General features: G+C 71.9%; 16 protein-coding genes. 12 read left to right on the forward strand and 4 right to left on the reverse strand.

Annotated features, from left to right (window positions below; translation table 11 throughout):
- Nucleotides 1-22 precede the first annotated feature (22 nt).
- Nucleotides 23-601, forward strand: coding sequence for a hypothetical protein (locus tag SM418_RS01285; RefSeq protein ID WP_371938753.1), 579 nt, complete (start codon nt 23-25; stop codon nt 599-601).
- Between the two features lie 94 nt (nt 602-695).
- Here SM418_RS01285 and SM418_RS01290 read toward each other — a convergent pair whose 3' ends face one another.
- On the reverse strand, nt 696-2123 hold the full coding sequence (locus tag SM418_RS01290; protein WP_371938752.1) for an MFS transporter: 1428 nt from the start codon (nt 2121-2123) through the stop codon (nt 696-698).
- 230 nt (nt 2124-2353) lie between these two features.
- On the reverse strand, nt 2354-3070 hold the full coding sequence (locus SM418_RS01295; RefSeq protein ID WP_371938751.1) for a TetR/AcrR family transcriptional regulator: 717 nt from the start codon (nt 3068-3070) through the stop codon (nt 2354-2356).
- Nucleotides 3071-3235: 165 nt separating this feature from the next.
- Here SM418_RS01295 and SM418_RS01300 point away from each other — a divergent pair, with 165 nt between their 5' ends.
- The 3 genes from SM418_RS01300 to SM418_RS01310 all read left to right on the forward strand — a co-directional run bounded on the left by SM418_RS01300 (nt 3236) and on the right by SM418_RS01310 (nt 8103).
- The gene (locus tag SM418_RS01300) at nt 3236-5392 is read left to right on the forward strand and encodes an MMPL family transporter (RefSeq protein WP_371938750.1); all 2157 of its coding nucleotides are present in this window, start codon (nt 3236-3238) and stop codon (nt 5390-5392) included.
- A gap of 147 nt (nt 5393-5539) precedes the next feature.
- Entirely contained in the window at nt 5540-7816 is a 2277-nt protein-coding gene (locus SM418_RS01305; RefSeq protein WP_371938749.1) for an MMPL family transporter, read from the forward strand.
- Entirely contained in the window at nt 7801-8103 is a 303-nt protein-coding gene (locus SM418_RS01310; RefSeq protein WP_371938748.1) for a hypothetical protein, read from the forward strand. The genes SM418_RS01305 and SM418_RS01310 overlap by 16 nt, the downstream gene beginning before the upstream one ends.
- Nucleotides 8104-8130: 27 nt before the next feature.
- On the opposite strand, the gene ku is transcribed toward SM418_RS01310, so the two are convergent.
- Nucleotides 8131-9033 carry a non-homologous end joining protein Ku gene (gene ku, locus SM418_RS01315; protein ID WP_371938747.1) on the reverse strand — a complete coding sequence of 301 codons (903 nt, stop codon included), beginning with the start codon at nt 9031-9033 and terminating at the stop codon, nt 8131-8133.
- A 113-nt stretch (nt 9034-9146) separates the two neighbouring features.
- On the opposite strand from ku, the gene ligD (SM418_RS01320) reads away from it, so the two are divergent.
- From ligD (SM418_RS01320) to SM418_RS01350, 7 genes are all read left to right on the forward strand, one after another.
- The gene (gene ligD, locus SM418_RS01320) at nt 9147-10121 is read left to right on the forward strand and encodes a non-homologous end-joining DNA ligase (RefSeq protein WP_371938746.1); all 975 of its coding nucleotides are present in this window, start codon (nt 9147-9149) and stop codon (nt 10119-10121) included.
- Nucleotides 10111-11019: a non-homologous end-joining DNA ligase gene (gene ligD, locus SM418_RS01325; RefSeq protein ID WP_371938745.1), complete on the forward strand. Its 909-nt coding sequence runs from the start codon at nt 10111-10113 to the stop codon at nt 11017-11019. The genes ligD (SM418_RS01320) and ligD (SM418_RS01325) overlap by 11 nt, the downstream gene beginning before the upstream one ends.
- Before the next feature lie 107 nt (nt 11020-11126).
- Nucleotides 11127-12482 carry a dihydrolipoyl dehydrogenase family protein gene (locus SM418_RS01330; RefSeq protein ID WP_371938744.1) on the forward strand — a complete coding sequence of 452 codons (1356 nt, stop codon included), beginning with the start codon at nt 11127-11129 and terminating at the stop codon, nt 12480-12482.
- A complete protein-coding gene (locus SM418_RS01335; RefSeq protein ID WP_371938743.1) occupies nt 12479-12694 on the forward strand; it encodes a hypothetical protein in 216 nt (71 codons plus the stop codon). Before SM418_RS01330 ends, SM418_RS01335 begins: the two co-directional genes overlap by 4 nt.
- Before the next feature lie 212 nt (nt 12695-12906).
- Nucleotides 12907-13536, forward strand: a complete 630-nt coding sequence (locus tag SM418_RS01340) for a TetR/AcrR family transcriptional regulator (RefSeq protein ID WP_371938742.1) — start codon at nt 12907-12909, stop codon at nt 13534-13536.
- A 93-nt stretch (nt 13537-13629) separates the two neighbouring features.
- Nucleotides 13630-13929 (forward strand): DUF3107 domain-containing protein, encoded by a 300-nt coding sequence (locus tag SM418_RS01345; protein WP_371938741.1) that lies wholly within the window; start codon nt 13630-13632, stop codon nt 13927-13929.
- Nucleotides 13930-14039: 110 nt separating this feature from the next.
- Nucleotides 14040-14342 (forward strand): GlsB/YeaQ/YmgE family stress response membrane protein, encoded by a 303-nt coding sequence (locus tag SM418_RS01350; protein ID WP_371938740.1) that lies wholly within the window; start codon nt 14040-14042, stop codon nt 14340-14342.
- Nucleotides 14343-14453: 111 nt separating this feature from the next.
- On the opposite strand, the gene SM418_RS01355 is transcribed toward SM418_RS01350, so the two are convergent.
- Complete coding sequence (locus tag SM418_RS01355; RefSeq protein WP_371938739.1) at nt 14454-16283, reverse strand: serine/threonine-protein kinase; 1830 nt, start codon at nt 16281-16283, stop codon at nt 14454-14456.
- Nucleotides 16284-16762: 479 nt separating this feature from the next.
- On the opposite strand from SM418_RS01355, the gene SM418_RS01360 reads away from it, so the two are divergent.
- On the forward strand, nt 16763-18286 hold the full coding sequence (locus SM418_RS01360; RefSeq protein ID WP_371939014.1) for a DEAD/DEAH box helicase: 1524 nt from the start codon (nt 16763-16765) through the stop codon (nt 18284-18286).
- Nucleotides 18287-18324: the final 38 nt, after the last annotated feature.

Consider the following 18324-nt stretch of genomic DNA (forward strand, 5'->3'; position numbering starts at 1 on the left):
AACGCGCACGAACCCGCTGTCGGTGGCCACCGATACGCTGAGCCGGGCGCGGTTGCTGGCGGGGCTACGCCGCTACGCGGAGACGGCCTTCGAGGCAGGGGTGGCCGTTGATTCCAACACGTCGCTGTTGGAGGCCCACAAGGTGGCGTACCTTCTTCAGGGCACAGGGCTCGACTTGGGGTATCGCTTTGAAGCCGGTCATTATGGTCCCTTCTCATCCGACCTGAACCGCGATGTCTCGGTCATGGAAGGGCACTATCTGATCGGTTTCGGCGACGGCACCGGAGGCGCGCGGGCGGACCTACGCCTGCTGCCCGCGGCCGACGAGGCGGAGCGGATTCTCGCCGAGGATCACTTGTTCCGGCGCTCTTGGCTCAAGGTGGCGAGAGCAGTGTTCGGCTATGAGTACCCGGATGGCCTGGAGTTGCTGAGCACCGTCCATTACCTCACCGCACGTCGGAACGGCCGGTTCGGCTACGAGGACATCGCCGTGGAGGTGGCTCAGTGGAGCCCCCGCAAACGTCGCCTCTTCGACAGCAATGACGTACGAGGGGCAATGGCCAGCCTGTGCGAGGCGGGCCTTCTCGACGCGCCTGACTGAGGACGGACACCAGACTGAGCCGGCGGAGCCGCTCAGCCCGCCCCCATCGTGTCGGTACGGCGGTCCCAGCGCTTGGGGGCCGGGAGCGTCAGTCTTACCTCTTCGGGGTCCCTTCTGCCGGGTCGTGCGGGTGCGGGCCTTCCGCGCGGCCGGACGGGGTCAGGGCGCGGGCGGCGTCGGCGTCGTAGTGGCGGCGGCCGCCGAAGGTGACCAGGGTCCCGGCCAGCAGCGGGAGCAGCAGCACCGTGAAGGCGCCGCGCAGCGAGCCGGTCAGGTCGGAGGCGGCGCCCACCAGCAGCGGCCCGGCCGCGCCGCCCAGCGTGATCAGGAATTGCAGCACCGCGAACCCCAGGCCGCGGCGGTCCGCGCTGACGATGTCCGCGCTGGCCGCCGTGAGGGTGGGGATGGCGATCGAGAACCCGACGTTGGCGAGGCAGTAGAACGCGATCTGCGCGGGCAGCACCGGGATCATGACCGCGCCCCCGAGTCCCGTCGTGCCGACCGCCAGGCCGATCGCGCCGAAGTGGACGCGCCAGCCGGGGGACCGTCCGTGCCGCCGGTCCCCGTAGCGGCTCCCGAGCAGGGTGCCGATGACCATCCCGGCCAGCCCCACGCCTCCCGCGATGGCCGCCGCGGGGCCCTCGGCGAGGTCGTACGCGCGCTGGTAGTAGCTGGGCATCCAGAAGAAGAGGCCGCCGAGGCCGAAGAAGAGGATCGTCAGCCCCAGGACCACCGACCGCAGCGTCCGGATCGCCAGCAGGGAGCGCAGTTGCGCGGCCAGTGGCTCGGGCGCCGTCTGGGCCGGGCCGCCGGGCGCAACGGCGCCGGACGGTTCGGCGCCGGGCAGGCCGGAGCGCATGGCCTCGATGCGGTCGCCCAGCCCCCGTACGGGTTCCCGGACGGTGAGGCAGAGCAGCGCGATGACGACGCCGGGGACGGCGACGAGGAAGAACATCGTCCGCCAGCCGAACGCCTGGGCCAGCGCGCCGCCCACCATGATCCCGAGCGGGAGCCCGGAATAGTAGGCGAAGCGTTCCAGCCCGAACGCGCGGGCGCGTCCGGAGCCGGGGAAGTAGTCGGCGATCAGGCTGGAGCCGGACGGGTTGTAGAGCAGCCCCGCGCCGCCGAGGAAGACCCGGACGGCGAACAGGGTCGCGTACGACTGCGCCAGCCCGCTGCCGACCGTCAGCAGCGACCAGACGGCGACCACGGCGGCGATCGTCCAGGTCCGCCGGGTGCGGTCGGCGAGCCGTCCGGCGGGGAGCAGCAGCACGACCCCGGCCACGGCCGCGGCGGTGGCGATGGCGCCTCCGGCGGTGTCGGAGAAGCCGAACTCCTCCTGGATCCGGGGCAGCGCCCCCGCCATCAGGTTGGCCTCGACCCGGTCGATCAGCGCCACCAGGGCGATGCAGATCGCCGGCCACCAGCCGAACGGGGCGGCCCGCGCGGGGTCGAAGGGAACCGGCGGACGCCCGGGGAACGCGGCGATCCGGGTGGCCGGGGTCGGACGGGCTGCGCTCATGGCGGTCCGTTCTCTCGTTCGGCGGTGCGGACGGGAGGACCGGACGCCGCGCCCAACACTGTTTCTTTGAGAGAAACAGCGTTTCCAAAGGAGAGCCCTAATCAATCATGTTCGCGGACGCGATGGCAATGGTCAGCGCGCCCGCATCCGTTTCCGGAGTCGCGCAATCCGGAGACGAGGCCGCGCGGACGGCCATCCGGGGCGGCGTTCACCGCCCGGCCCGCCGCCCGTCAGCCCTTCGAGGGCGGGGTGTAGGTCAGGCCGAGGACCGCGGAGATCTCGGTGAGCATCAGCTCGAACATGGGGGCGGCGTCCTCCAGCGCGAACTCCAGGTGGCCGAAGACCTCCAGGCTGACGCCGCCCTGGAGTCTGATCCAGCACTGGAGGAACTTCTGGATGACGCCGAGCGGCAGGTCGACGCCGAGGACGTCGTCGCGGTAGCGGCGGAGCTGCTCGCGCAGGGCGGGATCGATCTCGTCGTCGGCCGGGACGGGGAACGGCTGCTTCTCCCAGAGCTCCAGGAACAGCTCCATGAACGTCAAGCCGAGCTGCTGGGCGCATTCCTCGGCGAAGTCGACCTCCTCGTGACGGGCGCCGCGCACGGGCGTGCCGAACAGCAGGGCGTACTCGCGGGGGTGCGCGAGGGCCCAGGCGCGGAACTGGCGGGACACCACCAGGCACTTGGCGCCCATGTCGTCGTGCGGCACCCGTTTCAGCGCCGACCGCAGCTCGCCGGTCAGCTCGGTGAACAGGTCGCCGACCAGATGCCGCAGCAGCTCGCCGTGGCTGCCGAAGTAGCGGTAGAGCGCCGGGGCGGTCATGCCCATCTCGCGGGCGATCGCCCGCAGCGTCACCGCCTCGGGGCCCTCCTCGACGAGGATCCGCCGGGCGGTCTCGGAGATCTCCCTGACCGTCGCCGCGCGCAGCCGATCACGCCGTGTCTCCACGTTCGCCGCCCCCTTCCCGATGCCCGCCGGTGTCTCGCGGCCGCTCTCGCATGATTCCCCAAGAACACCCTTGACGTCAGCTAACGCTGTATGCGAAGTTAACGCCATTCACAGTTTACGGTGTTCACTGGCCTTTACAGGCTATGCGAGACAGGGGAACGGGTCATGTTCGATCGATGGGGACGGTGGGTGCACCGGCGCAGGCGGTGGGTCCTCGCGGCGGCGGGCGCGGCGCTGGTGTTCGCCGGCGTGTGGGGGACGGGCGTCTTCGGCGCGCTGACCTCGGCCGGCGGTTTCGACACGCCGGGCAGCGAGAGCGCGAAGGCGGCGCGGATCGCCGAGCGCGATCTCGGCCGGGACGAGGCGGACGTCGTGGTGCTCTACCAGGGGCGGACCACGGTGGACGACCCGTCCTTCCGTGCGTCGGTCGAGCGGGCGCTGGCCGCGCTGCCGCGGGAAGAGATCGCATCCACCGCCACCTACTGGACGACCGGGTCGCCGCAGTTCGTCAGCCAGGACCGGACGGCCACCTACGCCGTGCTGGAACTCGCCGGCGCCGATGAGGCGGCCCGGCAGGACTCCTACGAGGCGCTCAAGGACGGCCTGACCGAGGTCGGCGGCGGGCTCACCGCCAAGGTCGGCGGGTCGGTCGGCACCGAGACCGCGATCAACGAGCGGGTCGTGTCCGACATCGGACGGGCCGAGGGCCTGGCGATGCCGATCCTGCTCGTGCTGCTGGTGCTGATCTTCGGCGGCCTCGTGTCGGCGAGCCTGCCGCTGTTGGTCGGCGGAATCGCGATCCTCGGGTCGTTCACCGCGCTCCACGCGCTGACGTACGTGACCGACGTGTCGATCTTCGCGGTGAACATCACCACGTTCCTCGGGCTCGGGCTGGCGATCGACTACGGGCTGTTCGTGGTCGGCCGGTTCCGCGAGGAGACGGGGCGGGGCCGGTCCGTCGAGGACGCGCTGGCCGCGACGATGGCCACGGCCGGGCGGACGGTCGCGGTCTCCGGCGTCACGGTGGCGGTGTCGCTGTCCGGGCTGCTGCTGTTCGAGCAGAACTTCCTGATCTCCATGGGGTACGGGGGCATCGCGACCGTGTTCGTGTGCATGGTGGCCGCGCTGACCGTGCTGCCCGCGCTGCTCGCCGTCCTCGGCCCGAAGGTCGACGCGCTGCCGGTGCGGCGCCGCCGCCCGTCGGGGGATCGGGCCGACGGCTGGTGGGGACGGCTCGCGCGCAGCGTCATGCGCCGTCCCGTGGTCTACATGGTCGCCACGGTCGCGCTGCTCCTGGCGCTCGGCGCGCCGTTCCTGCGCATCAACTGGGGCGGGGTCGACGCAAGGGTCCTGCCGGACGGCGCCGACGCGCGGGCCGTGGCGGAGACGCTGGAGACCCGGTTCCCGCGCAACGCCACGAGCCCGATCGAGGCCGTGGTGACCGGGACGTCCGACCGGACCGCGATCCAGGCGTACGGGGACCGCCTGGCGGCGGTGCCCGGGGTGACGGACGCGGCGGTCACCGGCGCCGCGGGCACGACCACGCGGATCTCGCTGCGCTACGACGCCGACCCCGACTCCGGCGCCGCGCGCGACCTCGTGGGGGCGGTCCGGGAGGTCCCGGCGCCGCCCGGCGCGCACGTCCACGTCGGAGGCATGACCGCCGACGTCGTCGACCAGCTCGGCAGCCTCGGCGCGACGCTGCCCTGGCTGGCGCTGCTGGTGGGCGGGGCGACGTTCGTCCTGCTGTTCCTCGCGTTCGGGTCGGTGGTCCTGCCGCTGAAGGCCATCGTGATGAACACGCTGTCGCTGTCGGCCACGTTCGGCGCGGTCGTTCTGATCTTCCAGAACGGCCACCTGTCGGGCCCGCTGGCCTTCACCGCGACGGGCTCGATCTCCCCGGCGATGCCGATCCTGATGCTGGCGATGCTTTTCGGGATCTCGATGGACTACGAGGTGTTCCTGCTGTCGCGGGTCCGCGAGCAGTACGACCTGACCGGCTCCAACACCGCGGCCGTCGCCGCCGGGGTGCAGCGCACCGGCTCCATCATCACCAGCGCGGCGCTGCTGTTCATCATCGTGATCGGCGCGTTCGCCACGTCCGGGATCACGTTCATCAAGATGGTGGGCGTCGGCATGGCCATCGCGATCCTGATGGACGCGACCATCGTCCGCGCGCTGCTCGTGCCGGCCACGATGCGGCTGATGGGCCGCGCGAACTGGTGGGCCCCGGGCCCGCTCGCGCGGATCTACCGCAGGTTCGGCATCCATGAGGGCGACTCCCCCACGCCGGCGCGCTCCGAGCTGGAGCCGGTGGCCTGAGCCGGGGGTCCGGCGGGCGGCGGTGCGGCGCCGCCGCCCGCCGTTCACCGTCCGCCAAATCATGCCAATCACGCCCAAAGCAGCACAAAACGTCTTTTACGCTGCTTAGCGGTGGTAGAGAAGGTCACTGCGGGCGGGGGACGAGCGGTGTTCGAACGATGGGGCCGGTGGGTCCACCGGCGGCGCCGGTGGGTCCTCGCCGCCGCGGGCGCGCTGCTCGTCTTCGCCGGCGTGTGGGGGACGGGCGTCTTCGGCGCGCTGAACTCCTCCGGCGGTTTCGAGATGCCCCACAGCGAGAGCACCAAGGCGACGCGGATCGCCGAGCAGGCACTCGGGCGGGACGCCGCCGACGTCGTGATCCTCTACAAGGGCGAGACCACCGTCGACGATCCGTCCTACCGGACGTCGGTCGAGCGGGCCCTCGCCGAGCTGCCCTCCGGTGAGGTCGCCGGCACCGCCACCTACTGGACGACCAACGCGCCGCAGTTCGTCAGCGAGGACCGTACGTCCACCTATGCCGTCCTCGAACTCGCCGGCTCCGACGACGCCGCGCGAGCGGACGCCTACCGTGCGATCAAGGGCGAGCTGGCGGACGTGGGCGGCGGGCTCACCGCGAAGGCCGGCGGCAACGTCGCCACCTCGATCACCATCGACGACCGTGCCGCCTCGGACATCGTGCGCGCCGAGGCCATCGCCATGCCGCTGCTGCTGGTGCTGCTGGTGCTGATCTTCGGCGGGCTGGTCGCTGCGAGCCTGCCGCTGCTGGTCGGCGGAATCGCGATCCTGGGCTCGTTCACCGCGCTGCACGCGCTGACGTACGTGACCGACGTGTCGATCTTCGCGGTGAACATCACGACCTTCCTCGGGCTCGGCCTGGCGATCGACTACGGCCTGTTCATGGTCAGCCGCTTCCGCGAGGAACTCCGCAGGGACGGGACCTCGGTCGAGGACGCCCTCGCCACCACGATGAACACGGCCGGGCGGACGGTCGCCGTCTCCGGCGTCACGGTCGCGGTCGCCCTCTCCGGGCTCCTCCTCTTCGACCAGAACTTCCTCGTCTCCATGGGGTACGGCGGCATCGCGACCGTGTTCGTGTGCATGCTGGGCGCGCTGACCGTGCTGCCCGCGCTGCTCGCCGTCCTCGGCCCCAAGGTCAACGCGCTGTCGGTGCGGCGGAAGCGCAGGCCGTCCCGCGGGTGGTGGGGACGGGTGGCCTACAGCGTCATGCGCCGTCCGGTGATCTACGTGGTGGCGACGATGGCGCTGCTCATCGCGCTCGGCGGCCCGTTCCTGCGCATCAACTGGGGCGGGGTCGACGCCGCCGCGCTGCCGGACGGCACCGACGCCAGGGCCGTCGCCGAAGCGCTGGAGACGGAGTTCCCGCGCAACGCCACGAGCCCGATCAACGCGGTGGTCACCGGAACGTCCGACCCGGCCGCGATCGACGCGTACGGCGACCGCCTGGCCGCGCTCCCCGGCGCCACCGACGCCGCCGTGACGGGCGCGAGCGGCACGACGACGCAGATCGCGCTCCGCTACGACGCCGACCCGTACTCCGGCGCGGCGCGCGACCTCGTCCAGCAGGTCCGGGACGTCCCGGCGCCCGCCGGGGCGCAGGTGCACGTCGGCGGCGCCACGGCCGACGTCGTGGACGAACTGGCCGGTCTCGGCGGCACGCTGCCGTGGGTCGCGCTGCTCGTCGGGGGCGCGACGTTCCTGCTGCTGTTCCTGGCGTTCGGGTCGGTGCTCCTGCCGCTGAAGGCCATCGTGATGAACATGCTGTCGCTGTCGGCCACGTTCGGCGCGGTCGTTCTGATCTTCCAGGACGGCCACCTGTCCGGCCTGCTGAACTTCACCCCGATCGACGCGATCGCGCCCGCGATGCCGATCCTGATGCTGGTCATGCTGTTCGGCATCTCGATGGACTACGAGGTGTTCCTGCTGTCGCGGGTCCGCGAGGAGTACGACCGGACCGGCTCCAACACCGCGGCGGTGGCGGCGGGCGTGCAGCGCACCGGCTCCATCATCACCAGCGCGGCGCTGCTGTTCATCATCGTGATCGGCGCGTTCGCCACGTCCGGGATCACGTTCATCAAGATGGTGGGCGTCGGGATGGCCGTCGCGATCCTGATGGACGCGACCATCGTCCGGGCGCTGCTGGTGCCCGCGATGATGCGGCTGATGGGCCGCGCGAACTGGTGGGCGCCCGGCCCGCTCGCCCGCCTCTACGGCAGGTTCGGAATCGGTGAAGTCTCGCCCGCCAATCCCCCGAAACCGCTTGTGGTCTCGGTCACCCGGCACGAGACTGATCGTCGTTCCACCGGCACCACCTCGCGTGACGCGTACCGCGACGGACCATGCCCGGCGGACCCCCTTACACCATCACGGGATGTCCCTTTGGAGGCACCATGGCCACGCGGCTGATCACCGACGCCGAGACCGCGCTCGGGCACCTGGAGCACCTGACCGACGCGCTGCGCTCCGCCGGCTGGACGGTCGAGGTCGCCGCGCCCGACGACCGCAGGCCCTCCGCGCTCGTCGCCGACCCGCACATGCGCCGGATCAACGAGAACGTCATCGCCGCTCCGGAACGGTCCGGCGACGGCTGGTCCTACTGCTACGGCTGGGGCGAGCGGATCGCGCCGTGCACCGACCCGTCCGGCGCCGCCGCGCTGATCGGCCGCGTCCTCACCGCCCGCCGCGACAACTGAGCAGGGGCCCGCCTCCGCGTTCCTAGTTCAGGCCGACTTGCGGGCGCGGCTCTTCGCGGGCTCCTTCTTCGTGCCGGACTTGGACGACGACGTCTTGCGGGCGGCGGGCTTCTTCGCGGGCACGCCCTTCCCGGAGGCCGCCTTGCCGTCCTTCTCGCCGCGGCTCTTCTTGGCTGCCTCGACGCTCGCGCGCAGCGCGCTGAGCAGGTCGGCGGCGGGCTCCTCCTCGGCCTCCTCGGGCCGGGTGACCTCCCGGCCCTCGACCTTCGCGTCGATCACCGCCTGGAGCGCCTCCCGGTAGGCGTCCTTGAACTCCGCCGGGTCGAACTCGCCCTCCATCGACTCGATCAGGGACGTCGCCATCGACAGTTCCTGCTTGCGGACCTCGATGTCCTCGTCCAGGAACGGGAAGTCGGGGGTGCGGACCTCGTCCGGCCAGAGCATCGTCTCCAGGACGAAGACGCCGTTGCGGACGCGCAGCGTGGCGAGCGACTCGCGCTGCCGCAGCGCGACCTTGACGACCGCGACCTGCCCGGAGTTCTCCAGCGCGTCGCGGAGCAGGACGTACGGCTTGGCGCCCTGCGCGTCCGGTTCCAGGTAGTAGGACTTCGCGAAGTAGATCGGGTCGACCTCCTCCTGCTCCACGAACTGCAGGACGTCGATCCGGCGGCTCGACGACAGGGGCAGGTCGGCGAAGTCCTCGTCGGTGAGGATGACCATCTCGCCGCTCGGGAGCTCGTAGCCCTTGGCGATGTCGGAGTAGGGGACCTCCTCGCCGTCGACCGTGCAGACCCGCTTGTACTTGATGCGGCCCCCGTCCTCCCGGTGCACCTGGTGGAAGCTGACGTCCCTCTGCTCGGTCGCCGAATAGAGCTTCACCGGTATGGTCACCAGCCCGAACGAGATCGCGCCCTTCCAGATACTCCGCATGATCCGTCCTTACCCAGCACGTTCCTCCTCTTAGCGTCGCAACCGTGCGTGATTTGCGCCAGAACGAGGCCTTGATCCTTTTCTGCGGGGCGGGTGCCGGGTAAGACGCGGGTATGACCATGCCGTGGCCCGTTGAGCCGATGATGGCCGCCACCGGTGACCTCCCCTCCGACGGCGAGCACTGGGGCCTGGAGCTGAAATGGGACGGCGTCCGCGTGCTGGCGCACGTCTCCGCGGACGGTGTCCGGGCCTGCGGGCGGCGCGGCGGAGACGTGACCGGCCGGTACCCGGAACTGTCCGCGCTGGCCGACCTGCTGCCGGACCACGACGCCGTCGTGGACGGCGAGGTCGTCGCCTTCGACCAGGGGCGGCCGAGCTTCGAGCGCCTCCAGCGGCGGATGCACGTCGAGCATCCCGACCCCAGGCTGATCCGTCTCGTGCCCGTCCGGTACGTGGTCTTCGACATCCTGTTCCTCGACGGGCACCTCCTGTACGACATGCCGTACGCCGACCGCCGGTCGCTGCTGACCGAGTTGGATCTGGCCGGTACCGGCCCGGTGGAGGTGCCCCCATACCTGCACGGCGGCGATGCCGTGCAGGTGCAGGAACTGCTCGCCTTCACCCGCGAGCAGCATCTGGAGGGCCTCCTCGCCAAGCGGCTCGACTCTCCGTACCGTCCCGGCCGCCGCGTCGACTTCTGGCGCAAGGTGAAGAACTTCATGACGCGCGAGGTCGTCATCTGTGGCTGGAAGCCCGGCAAGGGACGCCGTGAGGGCGGGGTGGGGTCACTTCTCCTAGGCGAGTACGACGTGAAGGGCATGCTGGGGTTCGTCGGCCACGTCGGCACGGGCTTCACCGATCGCGCCTTGGACGAGTTGTACGGAACGCTGTGGACGCTGCGCCGTCCGACCAGCCCCTACGACGAGGCCGTCCCGCGCGAGTTCGCCAAGGACGCCCAATGGGTTGAGCCCCAACTCGTCGGGGAGGTCGCCTACAGCGCCCGCACCAGGGAGGGCCGCCTGCGCTTCCCATCCTGGCGGGGCCTGCGTGACGACAAGGACCCCCTGGAGGTCACGAGTGAGCAATAGCAGGACCACCGTTGAGGTGGACGGGCAGCAGTTGTCGCTGTCCAACCTCGACAAGAACCTCTATCCGGAGTTCACCAAGGGCGAGGTCATCGACTACTACGCGCGGGTCGCCCCGGTGATGCTGCCGCACCTGAAGGACCGTGCCGCCACCCGGATCCGCTGGCCGGACGGCGTCGACGGCGGCAAGTTCTTCGAGAAGAACGCCCCGTCCCACACCCCCGGCTGGATCCGCACCGCGACGGTGCCGAGCCCCGGCAGCACGCGCGGACGCGAGACGCTCGACTACGTGGTGGTCGACGACCTGCCCACGCTCGTCTGGTGCGCGAACCTCGCGGCGCTGGAACTGCACGTCCCGCAGTGGAAGGTCGGCCCGCGCGGCAAGGTGCACACCCCCGACCTGGTGGTCTTCGACCTCGATCCGGGTCCGCCCGCGACGATCGTGGAGGCGTGCGAGGTGGCGCGGCTGCTCCGCGACCTGCTCGCCGAGGACGGCCTGGAGTCCTACCCGAAGACGAGCGGCAAGAAGGGGCTGCACCTGTACGTCCCGGTGCAGGAGCCCAAGGACGCCGAGGAGACGTCGGAGTACGCCAAGGCGGCCGCGCGGCGACTCGCGGAGGAGCATCCCCGGCTGGTCGTGGCGAAGATGGAGAAGCGGCTGCGCAAGGGCAAGATCTTCGTCGACTGGAGCCAGAACAATCCGGCGAAGACGACCGTCGCCCCCTACTCGCTGCGCGCGGCGAGCCGTCCGTCCGTGTCGACCCCGATCACGTGGGAGGAACTGGAGGACTGCGCGGACGCGTCCGACCTGGTGTTCGGCCCCGACGAGGTGCTGACCCGGATGGACAAGCACGGCGATCTTCTCAAGCCGCTCCTGGAGGACCGCCAGCCACTTCCCTGACAATCCTCCAAAATTCGGGTGCCCTATGTGTTCGAAGCGACACTCTCCGGGACCGGATTCCGCCACCATGGACGCGGGGACACCGAGCGGGGCGGAAGGAAGAGCACGTGTCGCAGAACCACCACTACGACGCCGTGGTGCTGGGCGGGGGCACCGCGGGTGAGCTGGTCGCGGCCGGTCTCGCCCGCGCCGGACGGGACGTCGCGCTCGTCGAGAGCCGGCTGGTCGGCGGGGAGTCGCCGTACTTCTCGTGCGTCCCGTCCAAGTCGCTGCTGCTGTCGGCGCGGCGCGGCGAGACCTGGGAGATGGCGCTCGCGCGGCGCGACGAGCTGGCCGGGCACCGGGACGACGAGCCGGCCGTCGCGCGGATGGCCGAGGACGGCGTGACCGTCCTGCGCGGCCGGGGCCGGGTCCTCGAACCCGGGCGCGTCGAGGTGGACGGGGCCGTGCACGGCTTCGGCGACCTCGTCGTCTGCACCGGCAGCGAGCCGGTGATCCCGCCCGTCGAGGGGCTCGCCGACGTCCCGCTGTGGACGAGCGCGGAGGCGCTGTCGGTCCCCGACCTGCCGCGCCGCCTGGTCATCCTCGGCGGCGGCCCGGTCGGTTGCGAGCTGGCGCAGGTGTACGCGGCGTTCGGGTCGCAGGTCGCGGTCGTCGAGTCGTCCGGCCGGCTGCTGACCGCCGAGGCGCCGTTCGCCGGGGAGGTGCTCGCGGACGCGCTGCGCCGGATGGGCGTCGACCTGCGGCTCGGCGCCGCCGTCGGCGACGTCGAGCGCAAGGACGTCGGCGTGCGGCTGTGGCTGACGGACGGCGGGACGCTCGACGCCGACCGCGTCCTCGTCGCCGCCGGGCGCCGCCCCCGCGTGGAGGATCTCGGGCTGGAGCACCTGGGCGTCACCGTCACGCCGGGCGAAGGGATCCCCGTGGACGAGACATGCCAGGTGCCGTCCAGCACGGGGGGTGTGTGGGCGGCCGGTGACGTGACGGGCATCGCGCGCACCACGCACGCGGCGCGCTACCAGGCGCAGGTGGCGCTGTCGAACATCCTCGGCCGGCGCCGCGAGGCCGACTACCGTGCGATTCCCCGCGTCGTCTACACGTCCCCCACCGTCTACTCGGTGGGGATCTCGCCCAGGCAGGCGGGCGAACTCCGCATAGACCTCCTCACCGCCGGGTACGACCTCGCCGCGACGGCGCGGGCGGCGGTGGAGGCCGACGAGCGCGGGCGGGTGGAACTGTACGCCGACCGCTCCCGCGGGCTGCTGGTCGGCGCCGCCGCGGCCGGACTCTACGCCGAGGAGTGGATGAGCGAGATCGCACTGGCCATCCGCGCGGAAACGCCGCTGAGCCTGCTCGCCGACGTCGTCCACGCGTTCCCGACCTACGGCGAGGCCGTCGAGGCGCCGCTGCGGGAGCTGGCGGGCGGGCTGCGCGACGGCACTTGCGAGGAGGACCCGAGATGAGCGAGACCGACGATCTGGACCGGCCGCCCGCGGGCGGCGGCGACACGGGCGAGGCCAACGACGCCGACACCGCCGAGCAGCGGGCCGCGCTCGACGAGGAGGAGGAGCGCGCCGAGCGCGCCGAGCGCGCCCCCATGCCGGACGACGCGAACGACGCCGACGTGGCCGAACAGCGCCGCGAGATCCGGCTCGACGAGGACGAGTACCGATGACGGGCGTTGTCTCCCGGCACAGGTAACAACGTTTCCGGAAATGATCGACGCCGGGGCGGCGGCGGCCCGGCGGGAATACACTGACCTGCGCGAAGTGGCGACACCCGGCTTTGTGTGTGACCGACGGAGTTACCCGCGCGTAGGATGAGTTGATTGTTCACACGCGGCGGACATCCCCACCCGCCGCGACGATTCGGTGATCGGAGAGTGTGGTGACCGCGACCCCGGACGCCCGGCCGCGAGGCACGAGGCTGCCGCGGCTGGCGCGCCGCAGGCAGCTGCTCGGCGCGGCCCAGGAGGTGTTCGTCGCGCAGGGGTACCACGCTGCGGCGATGGACGAGATCGCCGAGCGCGCAGGCGTCAGCAAACCCGTGCTCTACCAGCACTTCCCGGGCAAGCTGGAGCTGTACCTGGCGCTGCTGGACGAGCACGCCGAGGCCCTGGTGAAGATCGTCCGCGAGGCGCTGGAGTCCACCACGGACAACAAGCTCCGCGTCCAGGCGAGCATGCAGGCCTTCTACGACTTCGTGGCCGGCGACGGCGAGGCCTACCGCCTCGTCTTCGAGTCCGACCTGCGCAACGTGGCGCCCGTCCGGGCCCGCGTCGACCGCGCCAACCAGCAGTGCGCGGAGATGATCGCCCAGGTCATCGCCGAGGACACCAACGCCCCCGCAGAGGAGGCGCACCTGCTCGGCATGGGCCTGGTCGGCATGGCGGAGGTCAGCGCCCGGTTCTGGCTCTCCCAGCATCGCGCGATCCCCAAGGACACCGCCGAGAAGATCATCGCCCGGCTCGCCTGGCGCGGCATCTCGGGCTTTCCCCGCACGTCCGACCAGAGCTGACCCCGCGCCGTCCCCTCACGCCGGCCCTTCCGCCGCTCACCCCCCGCCGTTCACCCTCGGCACAACCGGGTGGCGGCGGATCGGGTGATCTCCGTGCGACCATCGAGGGACGGGCCCGCCGGCGGGCGGCGGGACGCGATGGACGACGGGAGCAGCGCGTTGCAGGTTCGCATCGGGGTGCAGAACGTTCCCAAGGAACTCGTGGTGGACACCGCGGAGTCGGCCGACGAGGTGACGGACGCGCTGTCCGCCGCGCTCGGCGACCCGAACGGGGTGCTCGTCCTCAAGGACAGGCGCTCCGGGCGGATCGTGATCCCGGCGGCCCGTGTCGGCTACCTGGAGATCTCCGAGGACGAGCAGCGCAACGTGGGGTTCGGCACGCAGTACGCATGACGGCCCGGTCCGGTCCGGGCGGGCTTTGACCTGCGTTTTGTTTTAACCCGGCACAACGGGCATATCGATCAGCGTTCAAGGGTCACCCCCGGCCCACGGAAAAGGAATGGATGATCGACATGCTCACGACGATCCTCTGGTTCATCGTCGTCGGTGCCGTCATCGGAGCCCTTGCGCGGCTGCTCGTCCCGGGCCGCAACCCGATCGGCATCCTGCTGACGCTCCTCATCGGGATCGCCGGCGCCATACTCGGCGGTGTCGTGGCGGACGCGCTCGGCGCCGGCACCGCCATCGCCTTCGTGTTCGCGATCGTGATCGCAGCCCTCGGCGTGGCCGCGCTCACCGGGCTGAACACGCGCGGACGCGGCGGCGGCCGCAAGGGCGGCTGGCGCACGCGCCGCGGCACCTACTGACCGCGGCGCCCGACCCCCTGACCGAGGCCCCCGCCCGCTGGGCGGGGGCCTCGGCCGTCCCCAGGCCGCCGTCCCGGGGCCGCCGAGCGGCCCGCAAGGGCGCGCGGGGTCTCACGGGGACGGGACGGGCACTCCGGCCGCTCGGAGGATCTCCGGCCGGATGAACTCTCCGAGCCGCCGGTAGGGGACGTGGAACACCCTCCAGTCCCGGGCGCACGTCATGGGGTAGCCCATGGCGAACAGCGGAAGGTAGAAGTCGGCCCCGGTAGGCGTCGGCAGCACCTGGAGCCTGGAGGCCATCGCGGGCGTGAGGTCCGTGGCCTCGTCGGGGACGTCGAGGTACCGGCGTTCCTGGAGGCTCCAGAACGGGCCCTCGCACAGCGCGCCGTGGCCGGGCCCGTACTCGCCCAGCAGCCGGGTGAGAGCGCTCATGCCCGGCCGTGTGAGCGCGTCGGCCCGGAAGAAGTCGCGGCTCGCCAGCGCCCGGCCGGTGGTGAGGTCGACGGTGACCACCCGCACCACCGCCGAGTTCTTCGTCATGACCGTCCCGCTGAACCTGTAGCGGACGGAGAAGAGCTTGGGCCCGCTGAGCCCCACCTCGTAGTCGACCTTGCCGGTATAGGGGGTCGCCGGGTCGTCCGTCCCGACGAAGGCGGACATCTCTGACCCGGCATCCTGCGCCCATCGCACCGCGGGCTCCCGGACGAGCGCGTTGACCTTGTCCAGCCTGCCCGCGGGGAGCCCGGTCAGCCGGGGATGGCGCACCGTGACCCGGGTGGCGGGGCCCTTCGTCGTCTGAGTGAACGACACCGGCCGCACCTGGAGGACCGGCGGCGCGCTCGAAGCCTCGCCCTCGCCCCCGGAACTCGCCGCGTACACCCCCGCGCCTCCGGCGGCGACCGCGGTGGCCGCGATCACCGCCCCCGCCGCCTTCGCGGCGACCACCGCGGACAGCCCCCCTCCGGCCGCGCCCGCCGCACCGCCCGCAGCCGCACCGCCCGCGGCCGTACCGCCCGCCACCCCGGCCGTGACGGCGCCGGCCGGGGCCAGGCCGGCGGCCACCAGGGGGAAGACGGCGGCGAGGGTCACCGCCGCGCCCGCCATCGCCCGCACGCCGCGCCCCTCCCACTCCGGCCCGTAGACCGAGGAGGCGACGGCGTCGAGCTCGGCGACGAAGTCGGCGGCGCCGGCCGGGCGGTCGCCGGCGGACTTGGCCATGCCCCGCGCGATCAGCTCGCGCAGCGCCCGCGGCACCTCCTCCAGCGGGACGGGCGCGCGGAGGTGGGCGCCCGCGAGAGCCGCAAGGTCCCCGCCGTAGGGCCGCTTCCCCGTGACGCACTCGAAGAACACGCAGGTCGCGGCGTACACGTCGGTGGCCGGGGAGGCGGGCCGCTTCTCCCACTGCTCCGGCGACATGTAGGCCGGGGTGCCCGCGGCGCCGCCGTCCCCGGCACGGCCGGCGACCCCGAAGTCGATCAGCTTGCTCAGCCCGTCGGCCCGGACGACGACGTTCGCGGGCTTGTAGTCGCGGTGCACCACGCCGGCCTCGTGCGCGGCGGCGAGCCCGAGCAGGGACCCCTTCAGGACGGTGAGCGCCGCCTCCGGCTCCAGCGCGCCGTGCTCGGCCAGGATCCGCTTGAGCGCGACCCCGTTCACCGCCTCCATCACGAGGGCGACCCCGCGCTCGGCGCTGACGAGGCGGTAGAGCCGGACGACGTGCGGGGAGTCCACCCGCCCGAGCATCACCGCCTCCTCGCGGAGTCCCTCGATCGCGCGCTCGTCCCCGTCCCGCCGGACCAGGTACTTGATCGCCACCGGGGTGCCCGAGGTGGCGTGCCGGGCCAGCACCACCCTGCCCTGCGCGCCCGCGCCCAGCTCGCGGACCTCGGTGAAGCCCTCGACACGCCAGGGCGCCGGCTCGGCGGGGGACGGGTCGCTCATGTCCTCCACCTTGCTGCACTCGCGATCATGAACATGCGACGGTCGGCCATCCGGCCCGCGGGCTGACCGGATGTGGCCGCGCACGCCCGGCCGGACCGGCCGTCCGGCGGCCCCGCCGGGCGCCCGGGCCCGCGCGGGATAATGCCTGGCGGACGGGGCATGGAATAGACGAAACCATGGAAATGTTAGGTGTGGTGATCGGCTATTGGTGTATGCAAGCGCCGGTCGGTACACTGCGTCGCGGAGTGTGACCGCACGCAGCCACAGTGAGTGACTGCTTTCAACCCCTGACTGCGGTCGCCGAGAGAGTTGAGCAACGGCTGGTCCCTCCCGCGCGAGCGCGCGGCCACCGGAGCGACGGACGCGTCCGCGAGGACGACGTCGCGCCGGCGGACCGCGCCGCACCCGGGAGCGGAGACCCCGCATATTGGAGGCTGAAAGCCCTGACTACCTTTCGTGAACTCGGGGTCGTCCCCGAGATAGCAGATGCCCTGGAAGCAGAGGGCATCGTCAATGCGTTCCCCATCCAGGAACTCGCCCTGCCGATCGCGCTGGGCGGGCACGACATCATCGGCCAGGCCCGCACGGGCACCGGCAAGACCCTCGCGTTCGGCGCCGCGCTGCTGCAGCGCATCGAGCACGGCGGCAAGGAGCCGCGTGCGCTCGTCGTCGCACCGACTCGCGAACTGGCCCTCCAGGTCACCGACGACCTCCTGGTCGCCGGCGGCAAGCTCGGCTCCCGCGTCCTGTCCGTCTACGGCGGGCGGGCGTACGAGCCGCAGATCAACGCGCTCCGCGAGGGCGTCGACGTCGTCGTCGGCACCCCCGGCAGGCTCCTCGACCTCGTGAAGCAGAAGCACCTCGACCTGTCCAAGGTCGAGATCCTGGTGCTGGACGAGGCCGACCGCATGCTCGACCTCGGCTTCCTGCCCGACATCGAGCGGATCGTCGAGCGGATCCCGAAGCAGCGGCAGACGATGCTGTTCTCGGCCACCATGCCGGGCGAGATCGTCGCGCTGTCGCGCAAGTACCTGACCCGCCCGACCAACGTCCGGGCCGAGTCGCACACCGAGTCCGACGCGACGCCGCAGGTCGTCCAGCACGTCTTCCAGGCCCACCAGATGGACAAGCCGGAGATGCTGGCGCGCATCCTGCAGGCCGACGGCCGCGGGCTGACCATGGTGTTCTGCCAGACGAAGCGGGCCTGCGACCGGGTGGCCGCCGACCTCGCGCAGCGCGGCTTCGACGCCGCCGCCGTGCACGGCGACCTCGGGCAGAGCCAGCGCGAGCGGGCGCTCCGCGCCTTCCGCAACGGCAAGATCGGTGTGCTGGTGGCCACCGACGTGGCGGCCCGCGGGCTCGACGTCGACGACGTCACGCACGTCGTCAACTACGAGTGCCCCGACAGCGCCGACACCTACGTGCACCGCATCGGCCGCACGGGCCGCGCGGGCAAGGAGGGCGTCGCGGTCACGCTCGTCGACTGGTCCGACCTCGTCCGGTGGAAGCTGATCAACGGCACGCTCGGCCTGCCGTTCGCCGACCCGCAGGAGACCTACTCGACGTCCCCGCACTTCTTCGAGACGCTCGGCATTCCCGCGGGCACGAAGGGCAAGCTGCCGAAGGACCAGCGGAACGGGCGCGCCGGGCTGGACGCCGAGGAACTGGAGGACATCGGCGAGACCGGCAAGGTCCGCAGCCACACCCGCGGCGACCGCGACCGGGACCGCGACCGGGACCGGGAACGTCCCCGGCCGCGCAGCCGCAAGCGCAACCGGACGCGCACCCGCGCCGGCAAGCCGGTCGAGGCGACCGCGACGGAGACCGAGACCGCCGCGGACTCCGTGGACGCCGTGGACGCCGTGGACGCCGTGGACGCCGTGGACGGCAACGTCGTCGACGCGGTCGCGACCGAGCGCAAGCGAAGCCGTTCCCGCCGCCGCACCCGCGCCGGCAAGCCGGCGGCCTCCGCGCCCCCGGCCGAGGCGGCCGAGACGGCCTGATCACCTGGCGACGACCGCGAGACCCCGATCGGTCTCGC

Origin of the sequence: Actinomadura chokoriensis (assembly GCF_041463665.1) — a bacterium.
Lineage (GTDB): Bacteria > Actinomycetota > Actinomycetes > Streptosporangiales > Streptosporangiaceae > Spirillospora > Spirillospora chokoriensis_A.

What these genes read in the sequence shown, in the direction of transcription:
- SM418_RS01290 (WP_371938752.1), bottom strand. Translation starts at nt 2,123, where the DNA reads ATGAGCGCAGCCCGTCCGACCCCGGCCACCCGGATCGCCGCGTTCCCC.
- SM418_RS01300 (WP_371938750.1), top strand. Translation starts at nt 3,236, where the DNA reads ATGTTCGATCGATGGGGACGGTGGGTGCACCGGCGCAGGCGGTGGGTC.
- SM418_RS01310 (WP_371938748.1), top strand. Translation starts at nt 7,801, where the DNA reads ATGGCCACGCGGCTGATCACCGACGCCGAGACCGCGCTCGGGCACCTG.
- ku (WP_371938747.1), bottom strand. Translation starts at nt 9,033, where the DNA reads ATGCGGAGTATCTGGAAGGGCGCGATCTCGTTCGGGCTGGTGACCATA.
- ligD (WP_371938746.1), top strand. Translation starts at nt 9,147, where the DNA reads ATGACCATGCCGTGGCCCGTTGAGCCGATGATGGCCGCCACCGGTGAC.
- SM418_RS01335 (WP_371938743.1), top strand. Translation starts at nt 12,479, where the DNA reads ATGAGCGAGACCGACGATCTGGACCGGCCGCCCGCGGGCGGCGGCGAC.
- SM418_RS01350 (WP_371938740.1), top strand. Translation starts at nt 14,040, where the DNA reads ATGATCGACATGCTCACGACGATCCTCTGGTTCATCGTCGTCGGTGCC.
- SM418_RS01355 (WP_371938739.1), bottom strand. Translation starts at nt 16,283, where the DNA reads ATGAGCGACCCGTCCCCCGCCGAGCCGGCGCCCTGGCGTGTCGAGGGC.